General features: G+C 75.1%; 7 protein-coding genes (1 of these 7 running past the window's edge). 6 read left to right on the top strand and 1 reads right to left on the bottom strand.

Annotation, left to right across the window (positions count from 1 at the left end):
• The 6 genes in view from ACIQG9_RS19230 to ACIQG9_RS19205 are tightly spaced (each overlapping or abutting the next) and all read left to right on the top strand, a layout consistent with a single transcriptional unit that may run on beyond the window.
• Positions 1-334 carry the 3' portion of a non-ribosomal peptide synthetase gene (locus tag ACIQG9_RS19230; RefSeq protein ID WP_400404091.1) on the top strand. The gene continues 2033 nt to the left of window position 1, outside the view, so only the last 334 of its 2367 coding nucleotides appear in the window; the start codon falls outside the window, past its left edge; its stop codon occupies positions 332-334.
• Complete coding sequence (locus ACIQG9_RS19225) at positions 331-2010, top strand: beta-ketoacyl synthase N-terminal-like domain-containing protein (RefSeq protein ID WP_400404089.1); 1680 nt, start codon at positions 331-333, stop codon at positions 2008-2010. The genes ACIQG9_RS19230 and ACIQG9_RS19225 overlap by 4 nt, the downstream gene beginning before the upstream one ends.
• The gene (locus ACIQG9_RS19220; protein WP_400404087.1) at positions 2007-5510 is read left to right on the top strand and encodes an amino acid adenylation domain-containing protein; all 3504 of its coding nucleotides are present in this window, start codon (positions 2007-2009) and stop codon (positions 5508-5510) included. Before ACIQG9_RS19225 ends, ACIQG9_RS19220 begins: the two co-directional genes overlap by 4 nt.
• The gene (locus ACIQG9_RS19215; protein WP_400404084.1) at positions 5507-7822 is read left to right on the top strand and encodes a lantibiotic dehydratase; all 2316 of its coding nucleotides are present in this window, start codon (positions 5507-5509) and stop codon (positions 7820-7822) included. The genes ACIQG9_RS19220 and ACIQG9_RS19215 overlap by 4 nt, the downstream gene beginning before the upstream one ends.
• Complete coding sequence (locus ACIQG9_RS19210; RefSeq protein ID WP_400404081.1) at positions 7819-12183, top strand: SDR family NAD(P)-dependent oxidoreductase; 4365 nt, start codon at positions 7819-7821, stop codon at positions 12181-12183. Before ACIQG9_RS19215 ends, ACIQG9_RS19210 begins: the two co-directional genes overlap by 4 nt.
• Positions 12180-17513, top strand: coding sequence for an amino acid adenylation domain-containing protein (locus ACIQG9_RS19205; RefSeq protein ID WP_400404079.1), 5334 nt, complete (start codon positions 12180-12182; stop codon positions 17511-17513). Before ACIQG9_RS19210 ends, ACIQG9_RS19205 begins: the two co-directional genes overlap by 4 nt.
• Here the strand turns inward: ACIQG9_RS19205 and ACIQG9_RS19200 are convergent.
• A complete protein-coding gene (locus ACIQG9_RS19200; RefSeq protein ID WP_400404076.1) occupies positions 17475-19796 on the bottom strand; it encodes a lantibiotic dehydratase in 2322 nt (773 codons plus the stop codon). The two genes, ACIQG9_RS19205 and ACIQG9_RS19200, sit on opposite strands and share 39 nt — an antisense overlap.

Here is a 19796-nt window from a genome sequence, read left to right as displayed (position 1 = left end):
GCCGCCGTCGGGGCCGGTCGAGGAGACCATCGCGGCGGGCTGGTGCGCGGTGCTGGGACTGCCCACGGTGGACCGTCAGGTGAGCTTCTTCGACCTGGGCGGGCATTCGCTCCAACTCGCCCTGGTGCAGCGGCACCTGGAGGAACGCCTCGACCGGCGGGTGCCGCTGGCCCGGCTGGTGGAGTTCCCGACGGTGGCGGCGCTGGCGGCGCACCTGGCGGTGGCGGCGGGCGCCGATGGCGTACCGGCGGATGGTCGGTTGGCGGCGGTCGGACACCGGATGGCGCGGCGCAGAGCCGCCCGCGGCGGTGGCGGCGGGGAGGGTGAGCGGTGAGCGAGGGCGACCAGATCGCGGTGGTGGGCCTGGCCTGCCGGGTGCCCGGCGCGGACGACGCGTCCGCCATGTGGCGGAACCTGCTGTCCGGGGTGGACTCGGTACGTCGGTTGACCGCCGCCGAGGGTGCGCGCACCGACCCCGACTGGGTGCCGGTGTTCGGGCGGCTCGACGACCTGGACGGTTTCGACGCGGACCTGTTCGGCTATCCCGCCGAGCTGGCGGCGCTGCTCGATCCGCAGCACCGGCTGTTCCTTGAGGTCGCCTGGCGTGCCCTGGAGGACGCCGGGATCGATCCCGACCGCGACCCGGCCCAGGTCGGCGTGTTCGCCGGGTGCGGCCCCAACCGCTACCTGCACCATCACCTGCTGGGCAATCCCGCCGTGCGGCCCGGCCTCGGTGGCCTGGCCGAGGACTGGGACGACGCGCTGACCGGCTCGGGCTGCGACTACCTGCCGACCCGCACCGCGTACGCGTTGGGGCTGGCGGGACCGGCGGTGGCGATCCAGACCGCCTGCTCGACGTCGCTGGTCGCGGTGTGCCAGGCGGCCCAGAGCCTGCTGGACTACCGCTGCGACGTGGCGATCGCGGGTGGCGCGGCGGTGGTCTCGACCCGGCAGGCCGGTTACCGCGTGCGGCCGGGCGGCCTGCTGGCCACGGACGGGGTGTGCCGTCCCTACGACGCGGCGGCGACCGGGCAGGTGTTCGGCAACGGCGCCGGTGCGGTGGTGCTCAAGCGGCTCGCCGAGGCGTGTGCCGACGGCGACCACGTCTACGCCGTCCTGCCGGGCTGGGCCGTCAACAACGACGGCGCCGACCGGCCCAGCTTCACCGTGCCGAGCGTGGCGGGGCAGGCGGCGGTGCTGGCGGAGGCGCTGGCGTCGGTGGGCTGGGGCCCGGCCGAGGTGGGCTATCTGGAGGGCCACGGCACCGGCACCTCGGTGGGCGACGCGATCGAGGTCGACGCCCTGACCCGGGTACGCCGGGGCAGCCGCAGCCCGCTGCTGCTCGGCTCGGTGAAGGGCAACCTCGGCAACCTGGACGCCGCCGCCGGCGTGATCTCCCTGATCAAGGCCGTGTACGCCGTCCACACCGGGCAGGTGCCGGGGACGGCGCACTTCACCGGCGCGCACGGCGACGTCGACCTGGCTGCGGCCGGGGCGGAGGTCGGCGCGCGGACCCGGCCGTGGGCCGGGGAGCGGCGGGCCGGGGTCAGCTCGTTCGGCCTCGGCGGCACCAACGCGCACGTGCTGGTGGAGCAGGCGCCCGGTGCGAACGACCAGGACGGGCCGGGCGGTGCCGGCGGCGAGCGTGGACGGGAAGGCCCCGATCGGGTGGTGCTGGGGCTGTCGGCGGGCAGCCCGGCGGCGCTGCGGGAACTGGCCCGGCGGCTGGCCGACCGGCTGGCCGTGGGTGACCTCGCCGTGGCGGACGTGGCGCACACGCTGGCGGTGGGACGGCGGCGGCTGGCGTACCGGGGTGCGGTCGGGTGTGCCGACGCCGCGGAGGCGGCGGGGCGGCTGACCGCGCTCGCGCAGGGTGGGCCGGTGGCCGACGACGCCGCGACGCGCTCCTGGCTGGACGGTGCCGACCCGCCGGTGGCGGCGGGGCGGCGGGTTCCGCTGCCCGGCTATCCGTTCCAGCGGACCCGACACTGGATCGAGGCAGTGCGATGACCGGCCCCCACCTGCCCTATCCCGAGCTGTGCCTGCCCGACCTGGTCGCCGGGCACGCCCGGCGGCGTCCCCACGCGCCCGCGGTCGTGCAGGGCGACCTGACCCTGAGCTACGGTGACCTCGTCGGCCGGGCCGGCGCCCTCGCCGCGGCGCTGCGCGCCCACGGCATCGCCCCGGACGACCTCGTCGGTGTCTGCGTGGATCGCCGTCCGGACCTGGTGGTCGCCCTGCTCGGCGTGCAGGCGGCGGGCGCGGGGTACGTCCCGCTCGACCCGGCGCTGCCGCCGCAGCGGTTGCGCGAACTGTCCGCCGAGGCCCGCCTGCCCGTCATCGTGGGTGCGCCCGGCGCCGCGCCCGACGTCTTCGGCGACCGGACCGTGCTGGGCGTACCAGCCGGAACGGCGCCCTGGCAGCCGACGCCCGCGACGCTCTCCACCACGGCGTACGCGATGTTCACCTCGGGGTCGACCGGGCAGCCCAAGGGTGCGGTGATCGAGCACCGGGCGCTGACCGAGAAGGTCGTCAACATCGCCGACTTCGCCGACTTCGGCGCGGCGACCCGGTGCCTGGCCTTCGCCTCGATCGGGTTCGACGCGTCGGTGGCCGACCTGCTCGCCCCGCTCGCCGCCGGGGGCACGGTGGTGCTGGCCGGCGACGCCGAGCGGGCCGACCCGACCCGGCTCTACCGGGTGTGCGCCGAGCAGGATGTCGACGTGGTCGTGCTGCCGCCGCCGATCCTGTCGTTGCTGGACCCGGCCCGGCTGCCCGGCGTACGGCTGGTGATGACCGGCGGGGAGGCGACCGGCCCGGAGCAGGTCGGCCGGTGGACCGCGGGGGGTCGCCGGTTCGTCAGCGTCTACGGCCCGACCGAGGCGACGGTGCTGGTGACCTGGTTCGAGGGCAGCGGCGTCTGGACCGGGCCCATCCCGATCGGCAGGCCCGCCGCGAACCACCGCATCCACCTCGTCGACGACAGCCTGCGCGAGGTCGGTCCCGGTGCGATCGGCGAGGTGCTGGCCGGTGGGCCGGGGCTCGGCCGCGGGTACCTGTTCGACGCCGCGCGGACGGCGGAGCGGTTCGTCCCGGATCCGTTCAGCGAGCAGCCGGGGCAGCGGCTCTACCGCACCGGTGATCTGGCCCGCTGGCTGCCGGACGGGAGCCTGGCATTCCTCGGCCGGGCCGACCGGCAGGTCAAGATCCGGGGACAGCGGATCGAACTCGGCGAGGTGGAGGCGGTGCTGCGCCGCCACCCCGAGGTGGGCAACGCCAGCGTCCAGGCGCGCGGCGGCCCCGGCGGCCAGGAACTCGTCGCGTACGTGGCGACCGGCCTGGACGTGGCGGACCTGCGCGCCTACTGCGCGCGGCTGCTGCCGCCCGCGGCCGTACCGGCGCGGATGTTCACCATGGCCGAGTTGCCGATCACCATCAACGGCAAGATCGACATCGAGCGGCTGGCCGCACTCACCGCCGCCGAACCCGCCCCGGCACCGTCGGGCGAGGCACCGGCCACCGACACCGAGCGCCTGGTCGCGCAGTCCTGGGCGGTGCTGCTGGACGAGCCGGCCGCCGGCCGCGACGCCGACTTCTTCGACCACGGTGGGCACTCGATCACCGCGATGCGGCTGGTCGCCGACCTGCGCGAGCGGCTGGGCCGGGACATCGCGATCGAGGACGTGCTGACCGGCCGTACGCTGCGCGGCATCGCCGCCCGCGTCGACGCCGCCGCCGAGACCGGCCCGGCCAGCGTCACCCGGGGCCGTCCACCGGCGCTGTCCCCGGCGCAGCAGCGGCTGTGGTTCCTCGACCGCTACTTCCTCGCCGCCGCGTCGGCCTACAACGTCGCCTTCGCCGAACGGCTCACCGGTCCGCTCGACATCGCGGCCCTGGCCACGGCGCTCACCGCCGTCGCGGACCGGCAGCAGATCCTGCGCTGGCGCATCCCGGACACCGACGGCGTCCCGTACGCCGTGGCCGACCCGTCCGCGCCGGTGCCGTTGCCCGTGCGCGAACTGGCCCCGGGCGCCGACCTCGCCACCCACCTCGCGGCGGGTGCGGCGGCTCCGTTCACGCTGGCCACCGGCCCGTTGTGGCGGGCCGAACTGATCCGGACCGACGCCGACGAGCACGTGCTGGCCGTCTACGCCCACCACGCCGTGTTCGACGGCTGGTCCCAGTCGCTGTTCTACGCCGACCTCGCCACCGCCTACCGTGCCGCGCTCGGCGACGGGCCGCCGCTGCCGCCGCTGCCCGCCACCTACGGCGACTATGTCGCGTGGCGGGCCGACCGCTCCCGGCGACGCGCCGAGCAGGACCTGGACTGGTGGCTGGAGCACCTGACCGGCGTACCGGTCGTGGTGGAGTTGCCCGGGGGACGAGACCGGCCCACCGAACAGACCTTCACCAGCGCCACCGTGACCACCCGGCTGGACCGGGCCGCGACGGCCGCCCTCACCGACCTCGCCGCCGGGCTCGGCGCGACCCCGGCCGCCGCCGTGCTGGCCGCGTTCGCGCTGGTGCTGGCCCGGCGCACCGGCCACCCGGACCTGGTCATCGGCACCCCCACGGTGGACCGGCGGGCCGCCGACTTCGAGCCGATGGTCGGGTTCTTCATCGAGATCGCACCGCTGCGGCTGCGGCCGGCCCCCGAGGCGGGCTTCGCCGAGCAGGTGCGCGCCGCGTGGGAGGAACTCCTCGCCGCGCTCGCGCACCCGGAAGCGCCGGTGGAACGCGTCGTCGGCGGGTTCGGCCTCGGCGGCCTGCTGGACCGCAGCCCACTGGTGCAGGTGCTGTTCAACATGTACACGTTCGACGAGCCGACGCTGGACCTGGCCGGGCTCGGCAGCGAGCCGGTGCCGGTGGCCGCGCCCGGGTCGCCGTTCGACCTCACCCTCTACGGGGTGACCCGGGACGGGCACCTGCGGGTGGAGATCGTCTTCAACCCGGATGTCTACGGCACCGGCCTGATGGCGGCCGTGCTCGGCGAGGTCGAGCAGGTGCTACGGGCCGGGGCCGCCGATCCGCGGCAACCGGTGTCACAGCTACCCGGCTGGCCGGCCATCCCGGCCGGGCGGCCGGACGACGTGACCCGGGCCGCCCGGGTCACCCGGGCCGTGGGCCGGTCGGGCGCGATCAGCGAGCGCCCGGCCACCGCCACCGAACGGCAGATCGCGTCGGTCTGGTGCAACGTGCTGGGTATGCCGGCGGTGGCGGCGACGGACAGCTTCTTTGACGTCGGCGGTGGCTCCCTGGCCGTCGCCGTCGTGCAGCGGCAGCTCAACCGGCTGCTCGGCACGAACCTGCGGGTGGTGGACCTGTTCCGCCATCCGACCGTCCGCACGCTCGCCACGTACCTGGACGGCATCCGGGCGGCCACCGGGTCGCCTGGTGGAAGCGCCGAGGACGCGGCGGTGGAACGGGCCGCGCGGCGCGGTGCCACCCGGCTCCAGCGCGTCCGACGCCGGTCGACCGGTGAGCCGGCCGTGGAGGATGATCCGGCGTGACGCACCTGGTCCCCCTCGGCGACACCGGCTGGTCGGTCTGGCGTGACGCGCTGCTGCGCAGCGCCGGGTTCCCCGCCGACGGCCTGGACCGCTTCGCCGCACCGGACTGCGCCGCCGCCGCCGACCGTCACCTCGCCGGTGACCTCGACGCGTCGACGTTCACGGCCGCGTACGCCGCCGCCACCCGGGCATCCTCGGCGGCGGTGTGCGAGATCGCCGCCGACCCGCTGTTCCGGGAGGCCGTGACCTGGCAGAACCCGAACGTCCTGGTGGCGCTCGACGGGCTGGTCGGGGACGGCCCGGACGGGCCACGCAACGTCCGCCGCCGGGGCCGGGAGAACGTCGTCGCCGGGTACTGGCAGCGCTATGTCGCCAAGTGCGAAACCATCGGCTTCTTCGGGCCGGTGTGCTGGGGCACCGTCGAACCCGGCCCGGCCACCATCACCGCCCGGCCCGGCCCCGGCCTGCTCCGCCAGCGCGCCGTCCACCTCGAATACTGGGCCCTGTCCGGGTACGCGGACCGGCTGGCGGCCGACCCGCTGGTACGGGCGTGGCTGGCCCCGGCCCTGGCCCCGCACGCCCACCTGGACGGGCGGGTCGTGCACCGGCCCGCCCAGCGCCCGACGCCGGTGTCGCTGACCGAGTCGATCGCGCTGACATGGTGCGACGGCAGCCGCCCCGCAAGGGAGATCGTCGACGACCTGGTTCGCGACGAGCAGGCCGGCGTACGCCGCGCCGAGGAGGGGTTCCTGCTGCTGACGCACCTGGCCGAACGGGGCCTGCTGCGCTGGGACTTCGACCTGCCGCAGGGCTTCGCCGCGGCGGCGCGGCTGCGCGAGCGGATCGACGCCATCGGCGATCCGGCGGTGCGGGGAAACGCCCTGGCCGGGCTGCACCGGTTGACCGCAGCCCGGACCCGGGTCGCCGACGCCGCCGGGGACCCCACCGCGTTGGCCGACGCGGTGTCCGCGTTGGACGCGGAGTTCACCGAGCTGACCGGGTTGCCGCCGCGCCGCCGGGCCGGGCAGAACTACGCCGGGCGGGCGTTGTGCCACGAGGAGACCGTCCGCGACGTGACGTTCACCGTCGGCACCGGCCTGCTCGACGCCCTGGCCCCGGCCCTGGCCCTGCCGTTGCAGGCGGCGCGTTGGCTCACCGCCGAACTGGCCACCGCGTACGGCGACGCGCTGCGCGAGCTGTACGTCGAGTTGAGCGACGACGGACCGGTCCGGCTCGGCGACCTGTGGTTCTTCGCCCAGGGTCCGCTGTTCGGGCCCAACGACCGGCCCGTCGATCGGGTCGCGGGTGAATTCGCCTCCCGCTGGGAACGGGTGCTCGGGCTCGCCGACCTGCCCGCCGACGCCGCACGGCTGGCGGTCAGCTCGGCCGAGCTGGCACCCCGGGTGGCCGAGCAGTTCCCGGCGACCCGTCCCGGCTGGAGTGCGGGCCGGGTACACAGCCCGGACCTGCAGATCTTCGCGGCGTCGCCGCAGGCGCTGGCCGACGGCGAGTTCGGGGCGGTGCTCGGTGAGCTGCACGCGGCGTACGCGACGTTCAACGCCGAGCTGTTCACGCACTGCCACCCCGACCTGGACCGGCTGCGGCGCGCGTACGCGGCGGACCTGGGGTCGGGACGGCTGCGCCCGATCTACCCGGTCGGCTTCCCCCGGGTCGGCGGCCGGTTGTCGGCGTCGCTGTTCGGGCCGGGCGACTACCGGTTCGCGTTCGCCGACGCGCCGGGCGCCGGCCGGGACCGGCTCGTGCCGGGCAACGCCGCGCTGGTGTCCGAGGTGGCCGGCGTCGTGGTGGCGACCGGGCCGGACGGCACCCGTTGGCCGCTGGTCGAGGTGTTCTCCGACCTGATCGCGGTGCACGCCGGCGACGCGTTCAAGCTGATGACCGACCGCCCGCACAGCCCCCGGGTCACCGTGGACAACCTGGTGCTGGCCCGGGAGACGTGGCGCACCACGGTCGGGCGGACCGGCCTGACCAGCGCCATCGACCAGGCGCAGCGCTACCTCGCGGTACGCCGGTGGCGGGCCGCGCTGGGCCTGCCGGAGCGGGTCTTCGTCCGGGTGGCCACCGAGCTCAAACCCACCTACGTCGACCTGACCAGCCCGCTCTACGCCAACCGGCTCTGCCTGCTGCTGCGGGCGGCACACCAGGCGGGCGGCGGCGACGTGCCGGTGACGGTGTCGGAGCTGCTGCCCGGGTTGCCGCAGGCGTGGCTGCCCGACAGCCAGGGTCGCCACTATGTCAGCGAGCTGCGCCTGCACATCAGCGATGCGGCCGAGCCGGAGGGGATGCCGTGACCAACGAGACAGTGGAGCCGATCGCGATCGTCGGGCTCAGCCTGCGCGTACCGGGGGCGTCGTCGGCGGAGGAGTTCTGGCGCAACCTGGTCGAGGGCACCGAGTCGGTCACCCGGTTCAGCCGGGCTGAGCTGCTGGCGCGTGGGGTCAGCGAGGACGAACTCGACGATCCGGGGTACGTGCCGGTGGCCGCCGTGCTCGACCAGTTCGACCATTTCGACGCGGGCCTGTTCGGGATGAGCCCGCGCGACGCGGAGCTGGCCGATCCGCAGCAGCGGCTGTTCCTGGAGCACGCGCACGCCGCGCTGGTCGACGCGGGCTGCGACCCGACCCGCTACGACGGCGAGATCGGCGTCTACGCGGGCGGCAACGCCGACCTCTACCAGTGGCTCAACGTCCGGCGGAACCCGCAGGCGCTGGCGGGCGCGGGTGAGCTGCGGGTGTCGCTGGGCAACAAGCCCGACTACCTGGCCAGCACCGTGTCGTACCGGCTCAACCTGCGCGGCCCGGCGATGACCGTGCAGACCGCCTGCTCGTCGTCGCTGGTGGCGATACACCTGGCCAGCGAGGCGCTGCGCAACGGCGAGTGCGACACGGCGCTGGCCGGCGGGGTGTGCGTGGAGCTGCCGCACGCCGTCGGGTACGTCGCCGACGACGGGTACACGTCCGCCGACGGGCACTGCCGGCCGTTCGACGCGCGGGCCGACGGCACGGTCTACGGCAGCGGGGTCGGCGTCGTCGTGCTCAAGCGGCTGTCCGACGCGCTGGCCGACGGGGACGACATCCGGGCGCTGATCATCGGCAACGCGGTCAACAACGACGGCATGACCAAGGCGAGCTTCACCGCGCCCAGCGTCAGCGGCCAGTTGGAGGTCGTCGTGCAGGCCCTCGCGGTCGCCGGCGTCGCCCCGCGTTCGGTCAGCTACGTGGAGGCGCACGGCACCGGTACGGTCCTCGGCGACTCGATCGAGATCGCGGCGTTGACGGCGGCCTACGGGCGGCGGGCCACCGAGCGGGGCTGGTGTGGGGTCGGCTCGACCAAGGCCAACATCGGCCACCTCAGTGTGGCCGGTGGCGTGATCGGCCTGATCAAGACCGTGTTGTCGATGCAGCACCGGCTCATCCCGCCCAGCATCAACTACGACCGGCCGCACCCGGAGATCGACTTCGCGGCGAGCCCGTTCTACGTGGTGTCGACGCTGACCAAGTGGGAGCCCGAGGAGCAGCGGCCACTGCGGGCCGGGGTGAGCTCGCTCGGCCTCGGCGGCACCAACGCGCACCTGTTGCTCCAGGAGGCACCGCCGCGCGCAGCCGGCACGGCACCGGGTGACGGTGGTGGCGAGCTGATCCAGGTGTCCGCCGCGACCCCGGCCGCGCTGGCGGCGGCGTGCGCCCAGGTGGCCACCCGGCTCACCGACCGGCCGGAGCTGGAGCTGCGCGATGTGGCGTACACGTTGCGGGCTGGCCGGCCGGTCCACCAGCACCGGGCCGCCGTCGTCGCGGTGGACCGGGCGCAGGCGGCTGCGGCGCTGACCGACCCGAAGCGTCGGGCCAGCGGGGACGCCGCGACGGTGCCCCGGGTGGGTCTGCTCTTCTCCGGCCAGGGCTCGCAGTACCCCGGCATGGGCGCGCGCCTCGCCGGGTCCGAGCCGCTGTTCGCGGCCACCGTGGCCGAATGCGGCCGGGTCCTCGGCTGGGACCCGGACGAGCTGATCTTCAGTACGGAGCCCGGTGCCGACGAGCGGCTGGCCGAACCCGGGGTGCTGCAACCCGCCCTGTTCACCGTCGGGTACGCCACCGCGATGGTGTGGCGGCACTGGGGTGTCCCGCCCGCCGCGATGATCGGCCACTCCATCGGTGAGCTGGTGGCGGCGACCGTGGCCGGCGTCTTCGACCTGCCCGACGCGCTGCGGCTCGCGGCCGCCCGGGGCCGGCTGGTCCAGGCCGCGCCGGAGGGCCGGATGCTGGCCGTGCAGCGTGGCGCCGACGAGATCTCGCCGCTGCTGCCCGCCGGGGTGGCCGTGGCGATCAGCAACGGGCCCCACACCTGCGTGCTGGCGGGCGCGCCAGGGCCGGTGACCGCGTTCGCCGACACGCTGCGCGCACGCGGCGTCGGCTGCACGCTGCTGCGGTCGCCGTACGCGATGCACGTGCCGCTGCTGGACCCGGTGCGCGACGAGTTCGCGGCGCTGGTGGCGGCGGTGCCACGCCAGGTGCCGAGCCTGCCGGTGTGGTCGGCCGCGACCGCCGCACCGTTCACCGACGGGGAGATCACCGATCCGGCGTACTGGGGGGAGCAGTTGTGCCGGCCGGTGCGGTTCGGGGCCACGGTGGCCGGGCTCGCCGCGACGGGTGCCGCCGACGACTGGCTGCTGCTGGAGTGTGGTCCCGGCCGGCAACTCGCCGGGCTCGCCCGGCTCAACCTGCCGTCGGGGGCCAGGGCGCCGCTGCGTACGCTGCCCGCGCCGGGGGAGAAGCTGACCGACCGGCAGACCGCGTACGAGGCGGCGGGCCGGTTGTGGACGGCCGGGGTCCCCGTACGCCTGCCGGCGCCCGCCACGCCCCGCCTGGTGCCCCTGCCCGGGTACCCGTACCAGCGGACCCGGTACTGGATCGACCCGGCGCCGGTGGCCGCACCGGCCGCACCGGCCGCCGACCGCCGCCACGACGACGGGGTCGTCGAGGTGCCGGTCTGGCACCAACTGCCCACCACCACACCCGCCGACGCGCCCGGTGGGCTGCTGCTCTTCGCGGCCGGCGCGCGTGGCACGGCCCTCGCCGCCGGGCTGCGTGAGCGCGGCACCGACGTCACCGTGGTCCGCCCGGGGGCCGCCTTCGCCGTCCGCCCGGACGGCTACCAGCTCCGGGCGACCGACACCGCCGACTATCGGCGGCTGCTCGACGAGTGCGCCGACGACGGTCGGGCCGCCCGGATCGTGCACGCCTGGGCGCTGGACGGCGACCCGGTCGGCGCCGACGCGGCTGCCGGGTCGGCGGCCCAGGAGCACGGCTACTACGCGCTGCTGACGTTGCTGGACGCGTTGCCGGCCACCGGCGTGGAGCTGGCGGTGGTCACCGCCGGAGTGGCCGACGTGACCGGAACCGACCTGGTGCGCCCGGAGCACGCCACGGTGGCCGGGGTGGTGCGCTCGGTGCCGCTGGAACGCCCGCAGGTGCGCTGCCACTGGGTCGACGCCGACCCGGGCGACCCCGGCGTGGACGCGGTGGTGGACGAACTGCTCGGCACCGAGCGGGTCGAGGCGGTCGCGCTGCGGCTGGGCGGGCGCCGCTGGACCCGCGAGTTCGTCGCGGTCCGGCCGGCTGGCCGTACCACCCCGGGGTGGGGGATCCGCGACGGCGGGCGTTACCTGATCACCGGCGGACTGGGCCGGGTCGGCGGCGCGTTCGCCGCCGAACTGGCCCGGCGTGGCGCGCGGCTGGTGCTGGTGAGCCGCACCGCGCAGCCGCCGCCGGCCACGATCGAGGCGCTGGAGCAGGCGGGCGCCCAGGTGCGTCACCTCACCGCCGACGTGGCCGACGTGGCCGCCATGCGGGCGGTACGCGCCGAGATCCTGCGTGACCTCGGCGGCCTCGACGGCATCATCCACGCCGCGAAGCGGCCCGACACCGGCCTGTCCGCCGGGTCGCGGCTGGCCGAGGCGGCGGCGGAACTGCGGCCGAAGGTGACCGGCACGCTGGTGCTGCGCGAGGTCTTCGGTGACCTGCCGCTCGACTTCGTGGCGCTGACCTCGTCGGTGACCGCGCTCGCGGGTGGCCTGGGCCGGGCCGACGACACGGCCGCCAACGCATTCCTCGACGGGTACGCGCGCAGCCCGCACGGCTGGCCGACCCGCCTCGTGTCGCTGGCCTGGGGCGCGTGGCAGGAGGACGGGGTGCCCGACCACGACGGGCTGGCCCCCGCGGCGGCGGTCGCCGCGGGGCAGCGGGTCCTCGCCGAGGGCCGCACCGGCTCGGTGGCGATCGGCGCCTATCCGGTGGCCGCCGTCGCGGGCCACGAGCGGCGACTCGGCTCGGCCGCCGCCACGGTGACCGCCACCGTGGCCGCCGCTGACGGCGACCTGACCGCCACCGTCGCCCGGATCTGGGCTGACGTCCTCGGTGTCGCCGAGGTCAGCCCGCACGACAACTTCTTCCGCCTGGGCGGCACCTCGCTGGTGGCGGCGCACCTGGTGCTGCGCATCCGCCAGGCCGTCGGCGCCCGGCTGTCCATGCGGGTGCTGTTCGACGCGCCGACCGTCGCCGCGATGGCCGCCCGGATCGAGTCGCTGCGCGGGGCCCCACCGGCCGCCGGCGCGGAGGCCCCCATCCCGCGACTCCGCAGGCCGGGGCAGCCGGCATGACCGAGTCGCGGCAGGACCTCACGGCGGTGGACGGTGTCTACACCGTTCCCGCCTCCTACGCTCAGCAGCGGGTCTGGTTCACCGCCCAGCTCAGCCCCGGGCAGCCGCTGTTCACGATGACCGACGCGATCACCCTGCCACCGGGCGCGGGGCCGGAGCAGGCGCTCGCCGCGCTGCGGGCGGTCACCGAGCGGCACGAGGCCATCCGGACCACGCTGCGCCTGACCGACGGCGAGCTGCACCAGGACATCCACCCCACGGTGCCGATCGAGTTGCCGGTGACCGACCTGTCCGGGCTGACCGAGCCGGACCGGGACCGCGCCCGTGCGGAGATCGTCGCCGAGTACGCCCGCCTCGACCTGCCGATGGACAGCGCACCGCTGTGGCGGGCGCGGCTGCTGCGCCTCGGCGCGGACACCTGGTGGCTGCTGTTCGCCGGGCACCACGTCATCCTTGACGGCACCGCACTGCTCCACCTGCGCGCCGAGCTGACCGAGCTGTGCGCCGCCGCCGTCGCGGGCCGGGCGCCGGACCTGCCCGACCTGCCCATCCAGTACGCCGACTACGCCGCCTGGGAACGCGATCGCCTCGCCGGCCCCCGGTGGGGTGAGCTGCGCGACTACTGGCGGGAGACGCTGACCGGCCTGCCCGCCGTGCACGCGTTGACCACCGACCGGCCGCGCCCGCTGACCCGCACGTTCGGCGGCGGCGACGTACGCCGCACCCTGCCCGAAGGGGTGGGGCCGGCGTTACCCGAGCTGTCCCAGCAGGCCGCCGCGACCCCGTTCATGGTGCAGCTCGCGGCCTATGTCGCGCTGCTGCACCGGCTGTCGGGCAGCGACGACATCGTGGTCGGCATGCCGGTGGTGGGCCGCGACCGTGCCGAGTTGGCACCGCTGCTGGGCATGTTCATGAACATGCTGACGCTGCGGGTCGACGTCTCCGGTGATCCGCCGTTCCTGACCCTGGTCCGCCGGGTGCGCCGCGTCGTGCTCGACGCCTGGGACCACCAGGACATGCCGTTCCAGAAGCTCGTCGAGGAGCTGGCGGTGCGGCGCGACCCCGGCGTACCGCCGGTGTACCAGGTCACCTTCCACCATCTGCCGACCGGCCGTGGTGCGGCGTTCGGCGGCGCGATGGACGACCTGTCGCTGGAGATCGCCGGGGACGAACTGCGGCTGGAGTACAACACCGCCCTGTTCGAGACCGCCACCATGGAGGCGTTCGCGGACCGCTACCTGCTGCTGCTCGCCGCCGCTGTCACGGCGCCACGGACCCGGGTCGGCGCGCTGCCGATCATGTCGGACGCCGAGCGCGCCCAGGTGGTGACCGGCTGGAACGCCACCGGTGCCCCGGTGCGCCAGACCACCCTGGCGGAGCTGTTCGACGGCCAGGCCCGGCGGACGCCGGACGCGGTCGCGCTGGTCGACGGCGACACCCGGCTGACCTACGCCGAGTTGTCCGCCGCCGTGGAGCAGGTGGCCCGGCGGCTGATCGCGCACGGCGTGGGCCCCGAGTCGGTCGTCGCCATCCACGAGCCCCGCTCCAGCCGCCTGGTCGCCGGGCTGCTCGGCATTCACCGGGCCGGTGCGGCGTACCTGCCGTTGGATCCGGACTATCCGCCGCAGCGGCTGGCCTACATGCTCGCGGATGCCGGTGCCGGGGTGCTGCTGGCCGACGAGGTGCCGCCGGGGCTGACGGCACCGGGTGTGGTGCTGCCGCTGACCGGTCCGGACCAGCCGGAGACCGCCGTGGGCACGGCCGCCGGGCCGGGCAACGCGGCGTACCTGATCTACACGTCAGGGTCCACCGGGCGACCGAAGGGCGTGGTGAACGAGCACGCCGGCATCGTCAACCGGCTCGACTGGATGCAGGACACCTTCGGGCTCGGACCGGACGACGCCGTGCTGCACAAGACGCCGATCGGTTTCGACGTGTCGGTGTGGGAGGTGTTCTGGCCGCTCACCGTGGGTGCCCGGCTGGTGCTGGCCCAGCCGGGCGGGCACCGCGACCCGGCGTACCTGCGGGATCTGATCGAGCGTGAGCGGATCACCACCGTCCACTTCGTCCCGTCGATGCTGGACGCCTTCCTGGCCACGGCCGACCCCGCCGACCTCACCCGGTGCGGGTCGCTGCGGCGGATCGTGTGCAGCGGCGAGGAGCTGCCGCTCGACCTCGCCCGCCGGACCGTGGCCGCCCTCCCGGCCGCCGCGCTGCACAACCTCTACGGGCCGACCGAGGCCGCCATCGACGTCACCGCCTGGGCGGCCACGCCCAGCGCGCTGGCCGGGGTCACCCGGGTGCCGATCGGCGGGCCCATCCGTAACGTCCGTACCTATGTGCTCGACCGGGCCCTGCGGCCGGTGCCGGTCGGCGTCGCCGGGCAGCTCTACCTCGGCGGGGTGCAGGTGGCCCGGGGCTACCTGCACCGCCCCGAACTCACCGCCCGCACCTTCGTCGCCGACCCGTTCGGCCACCCCGGCGGACGGCTCTACGCCACGGGTGACCAGGCCCGCTGGCGGGCCGACGGCACGCTGGAATTCCTCGGCCGCACCGATGACCAGGTGAAACTGCGCGGCCTGCGGATCGAGCTGGGGGAGATCGTCGCCGTGCTGCGCGAGCAGCCGGGCATCGGCACCGCCGCCGTGACCGTACGCGGTGCCACCCCCGCCGAGCAGCGCCTGGTGGCGTACCTGACGCCGGCGGCGGGGGCCGAGGCCCCGGACCAGGCGGCCCTGCGGGAGGCGCTGAAGCGGCGGCTGCCGGAATACATGGTGCCGTCGGCGTTCGTGCCGCTGGACGCGCTGCCCCTGTCACCCAACGGGAAGCTGGACACCGCCGCGCTGCCCGCGCCCGGGTCCGACGGCCCCGCCGCCGGGCACCGGCCACCGGTCACCCCGGTCGAGCAGACCATCGCGGCGACCTGGCAGGACGTGCTGGGGGTCACGGACGTCGGGCTCGACGACGACTTCTTCGACCTGGGCGGGCACTCGCTGCTGGCGATCCGGATGCTGGCCCTGCTGCGCGACGCGTACGGGCACATCGACGTCGGTGTGATGGACGTGTTCCAGCACTCCACGGTGGGCGGGCTGGCCGCGCTGATCGACCGCCCGGCGGACCGGGACCGCCGGCGGCCGCTGCTCTACGAACTGACCAGGCCGGTCCCGGCGGCACAGCGGGTGCGGTCCTACGTGTGCGTACCCTACGGTGGCGGGCTGGCCAGCATCTACCAGCCGCTCGCCGACGAGTTGCCGGCCGGGCACACCCTGTTCTCGGTGGCGGTCCCGGGACACGACGTCGGGGTCAGCGACCCGGAGCTGCCGTTCGGTGAGCTGGTCGACCGGTGCGTGGCCGAGATCCAGGACCGGGTGGACGGCCCGCTGGTCCTGTACGGCCACTGCGTCGGCGGCGCCCTGCTGACCGGCATCGCCCGACGGCTGCACGAGCAGGGCCGTCCGATCGAGGCGATCTACGCGGGCGGCGTGTTCCCGACGGCCCGGCCGGACAACATGCTCGGCCGCCTGGTCGACTGGGTCGATTCCCGGGGCGCGGACCGGCGTTACGAGACGTTCCTGCGCTCGATCGGCGCCGAACTGGCCGATCTGGACCAGGCGCAGGTCGACCGGTTCGTCTACCACGTACGGCGGGAGGCCGCCGAGGCGCAGGAGAGGTTCACCGAGTGGCTGGCCGCTGAGCCGGTCCAGGTGGCCGCGCCGGTGATCTCCGTCGTGGGTACCCACGACATGCTCACCGAGTACTACGAGGAGCGCTACCGCGAGTGGAGCTTCCTCGGCGAATCCACCGGGCTGGTGGTCCTCGACCAGGCCGGGCACTACTTCGTCAAGCAGCGGGCCAAGGCGCTCGCCGAGGTGGTCACCCAGACCCATCTCCACCTGGCCGAACCCGCCGCCGCGCCGGCCACCACGGGCCGGCCCGCCGGTGACGGCTGGGAACTCGCCGCCACCAGCGCCGACTCCGGCACCGCCGACGCCGACGTGCAGCCCGGCGTACGCCGGTTCCTGGCGTTGACCGCCAGCCAGCTCATCTCGGCCACCGGGTCGGCGCTGACCCAGTGGGCCGTACCCGTCTGGGTCTACCTGACCACCGGGTCGATGCTGTGGTTCGGCCTGTCCGGGGTGATCGCCTACCTCCCGGCACTGCTGACGCTGCCGGTCGCGGGCGCCGTCGCGGACCGGTTCGACCGGCGCAGGGTGCTGCTCGCCGCGTGCGCGACCGCGGTCACGGCGGAGGCGCTGCTGGCCACGCTGCTGTGGACCGATCAGCTCGGGCTGGCCGCCGTCTACACCCTGGTCTGTGTGCTCGGCGCGGCGTCGGTGTTCCAGCGGATCACCTACCTGGCCGCGATTCCGCAGGTCATGCCGAAGCGCTACCTGGGGCACGCCAACGGTATCGCCCAGCTCGCCGTGGGGCTCAGCTCGCTGGCGGTGCCGCTGCTGGCGGCGGGCCTGCTCGCGGTGATCGACCTGACCGGCGTCCTGCTGATCGACATCGTGAGCTACGCGGTCGCGATGACCGTGCTCGCGGTGGTGAGGTTCCCCAAGCTGCTCGGCCGCCGGCGCAAGGAGCCGTTCCTCGCCGAGCTGCTCGGCGGGGTGCGGATGACGTGGGCGGAGCCGGGGTTCCGGGCCATGCTGGGCTTCTTCTCGCTCTACAACCTCTGCCTGGCCAGCCTGCTGCTGGTGCCGCCGATGGTGCTCGCGTTCGGCACGATGGGCCAGGTCGGCACGGTCGCGTTCGCCGAGGCGCTGGGCGCGGTCCTGGGCGGACTCGTGATCGCGGTCTGGGGTGGCCCGACCAGGCGTCGGATGCCGGCCCTGATCGCGATCGCGTTCGGGGTCGCGGTCAGCCTGGTGCTCAGCGGGGTACGCCCGAACCTTGCGCTGGTGGCGCTCGGCAGCTTCGGTGTGGGCCTGGGCCTGGGCCTGCACAACGGCATCTACCTGTCGATCATCCAGGTGAAGGTGCCGCAGCGGTTCCACGGCCGGGTGCTGGCGATCATCCAGACGCTGACCTGGGCGACGTTGCCGCTGGGCTTCGCCGTACTGGTGCCGCTGGGCGGGTCGGTGCTGGAGCCGATGTTCGCGCCGGGCGGCGCGCTGGCCGACAGCGTCGGTGCCCTGATCGGGACCGGCGCCGGCCGCGGGCTCGGGTTCGCGTTCGTGGTGTCCGGGCTGGTCCTGGCCGTGGTGTCGCTGGGCGCCTACGGTCAGCGCCGGTTGCGCCTGTTCGACACCGAGACCCCCGACGCTCCGGCGGACGCGACCGAGTGGCTACCGCACCTGCGCCGCCGCCGGGTCGACGATCTGTAGCCGCAGCTCCGAGGCGTACGCCTGGCCGGCCGCGTCGGTCAGCCAGGCGTCGCCCGGGCCGGGCAGCAGCTCGGTGATGGTCAGCCCGACCCCGTCACCGCCCTTGGCGTGCGCGCCGCGCAACAGGGTGCACAGCAGCCGGGTGTAGACGCCGCTGGTCAGGTCGACGAAGCTGGGTTTGAGCTCGGTGTCGACCCGGACGAAGATCTGTTCGGGCAGGCCGAGGGCGAGCCGCCAACGCCGCACCGCGAGATAGCGTTCCCGCTCGCCCTTCACCTTGTGCAGCCCGGTGTCGCCGACCGTGCTGCGCCAGGTCTCGCGGACCAGCACGAGGTCGTCGACGGTGATCCGCGGGGTGTGCCCGACGTTCCCGGCCAGCTTCCACGTGTCGAGCACCTGGTAGTCGAAGAGCTGCGCGAACACCTCCAGCAGCGGCCAGTGCCGTCCGTCGTCCGCGTGCACCCGCAGGCTGCCGTCGGCGTCGGGTCGCACGGTGAGGCCGGTGATCGGCACCAGCCGGTCCGGGTCGGCACCGGGGGCGCTGACGAAGCCGAGCTGCGCGTCGGCGGGCCCGTGCAGCCATTCCGCGATGCGGGCGGTGTGCCGGGGCCAGTCCACCGGGGCCAACAGCCGGACCCGGCCCTCGGGCAGGTCGGCCCGCATGCCGTCCCGCAGCCGCTGCGGTTCCGGGTGCCCGTGGGCGAAGAAGTGCGTGTCGAACGCGGCCAGGGCCACGTGCAGTTCGCCGAGTACGACGGTGAAGTCTCCCCGCAGCAGGGCCGCCTCGTCCGGGGCGCACAGGTGCAGGTCGGGGCTGTGAATCCGGGCGGCGGCCCAGCCGGGCGCGGTGGCCGGGAACGCCGTGGCGACCCGCTCGGTCAGCTCGGCGGCGCCGAACCGCAGCTCCCGGGCGTCGGCGTCGGCGTCGGCCAGGCCGAGCACCGTCGACCACCGGGCCAGGAAGTCGGCGGTCTCGGCGCCGCCGGGCGGGTCCGCCCCGAACACCACCGCCTGCGCCAGGAACCACAGGTCGGACAGGGGAACGTCGGCAAGGGCCGAACCGGCCGACAGGTCGCGGTAGAGGGCGGCCAACGCTGCGGCGTACGCGTCGCCGATCGCCGCCGTCAGCCACCGGACCGACAGCAGCAGCGGCTCCAGCGGAGCGAGCCGTTCCAGCAGCGTGTCACCGAAGCTGATGTCCAGGTCGCGAACGGTTTCCAGGTGGCACAGAGTGCGCCCGGCGTACACCTCGCCGGGGTGCTGGTGCGCGGCCCGACCGGTCAGCTCGACGAACTTCCGCTCCAGTGCGGACATCGCCGCGGCCAGGGCGTCCGAGCCGTCGGCGGCGGCCACCGCGTCGCGCAGCGCGCTGATGGTGGCCAGCTCACCGAGCACCCGGTCGCGGACCGGCTCGTCGCCGATCGCGGTGAGCTGGTCCCGCAGCACGTCCTCGGCGGTGAGGTCGATCGGCAGGTCGAACCCGATCCGCAGCACGCCGCGTTCGGCGAGGTCGTCGAGCTGCGCGTACACGTCGGCGGCGCGGCGGAACCCGCTCGCCGGGTCGGCGACCAGCGCGGCGGCGAGGTCCGCGACGCGCGATCGCCGCCCCACCAGGGTGATCAGCGCGGCCGTCGCCGCCGGCAGCGGCTGCGGCGCGCGGTGCGGGTGCAGCAGCACCCCGTCCCGCAGCGTGAGCTGGGGCGCCAGCCGCACCGGCAGCCAGTCCCGCACGCCCTCCGTGCGGGCGAGGGCCTCGCCGACCGCGTCCAGCGCCCACCGTTCCAGGAAGACCCGGCGGGTACGCGTCAACGCCGCACCCGGGCGTACCGTGGCGACCGGACCGGGGCCGCCCAGTTCCGTCCAGCAGATGGGACCGAAGAAACCGACGGTGTCGTTCTTGAGGCAGTAACGCTGCCAGTATTTCGCGATGACCTCCTCGCGGTGCCGTCGGCGCAGCTTGCGCGGGGCGTGCGGGCCGTCGCGCCGGACCGCGTCGACCGCGCGTAGGACGGCCGGGTTCTGCCAGGCCAGCGCGGTGCGGAAGGTGTCGTCGCAGGCGATGTCGTAGACCGCTTGGCCGAGATCCGTGGCGGCGGCGTCGAACGCGGCCGCGAAGGTGGCCGGGTCGGCGGCGTCGGTGAGGTGGCTGTCGGCGGCTGCCGCGAGCGCGGGCGCGGCGAACCGCTGCATCCCGGCCACCGGGAACCCGGTCGACCGCAGCAGCGCTGAACGCCATACGTGCCACGGGGTTCCGGCGAGGGGCGTGAGATGCTCTCGGGGCAT

Origin of the sequence: Micromonospora sp. NPDC092111 (assembly GCF_044755745.1) — a bacterium.
GTDB lineage: Bacteria > Actinomycetota > Actinomycetes > Mycobacteriales > Micromonosporaceae > Micromonospora.
Note: the sequence above shows the minus strand (reverse complement) of the source record. Positions and strands in the feature narration are given on the sequence as shown.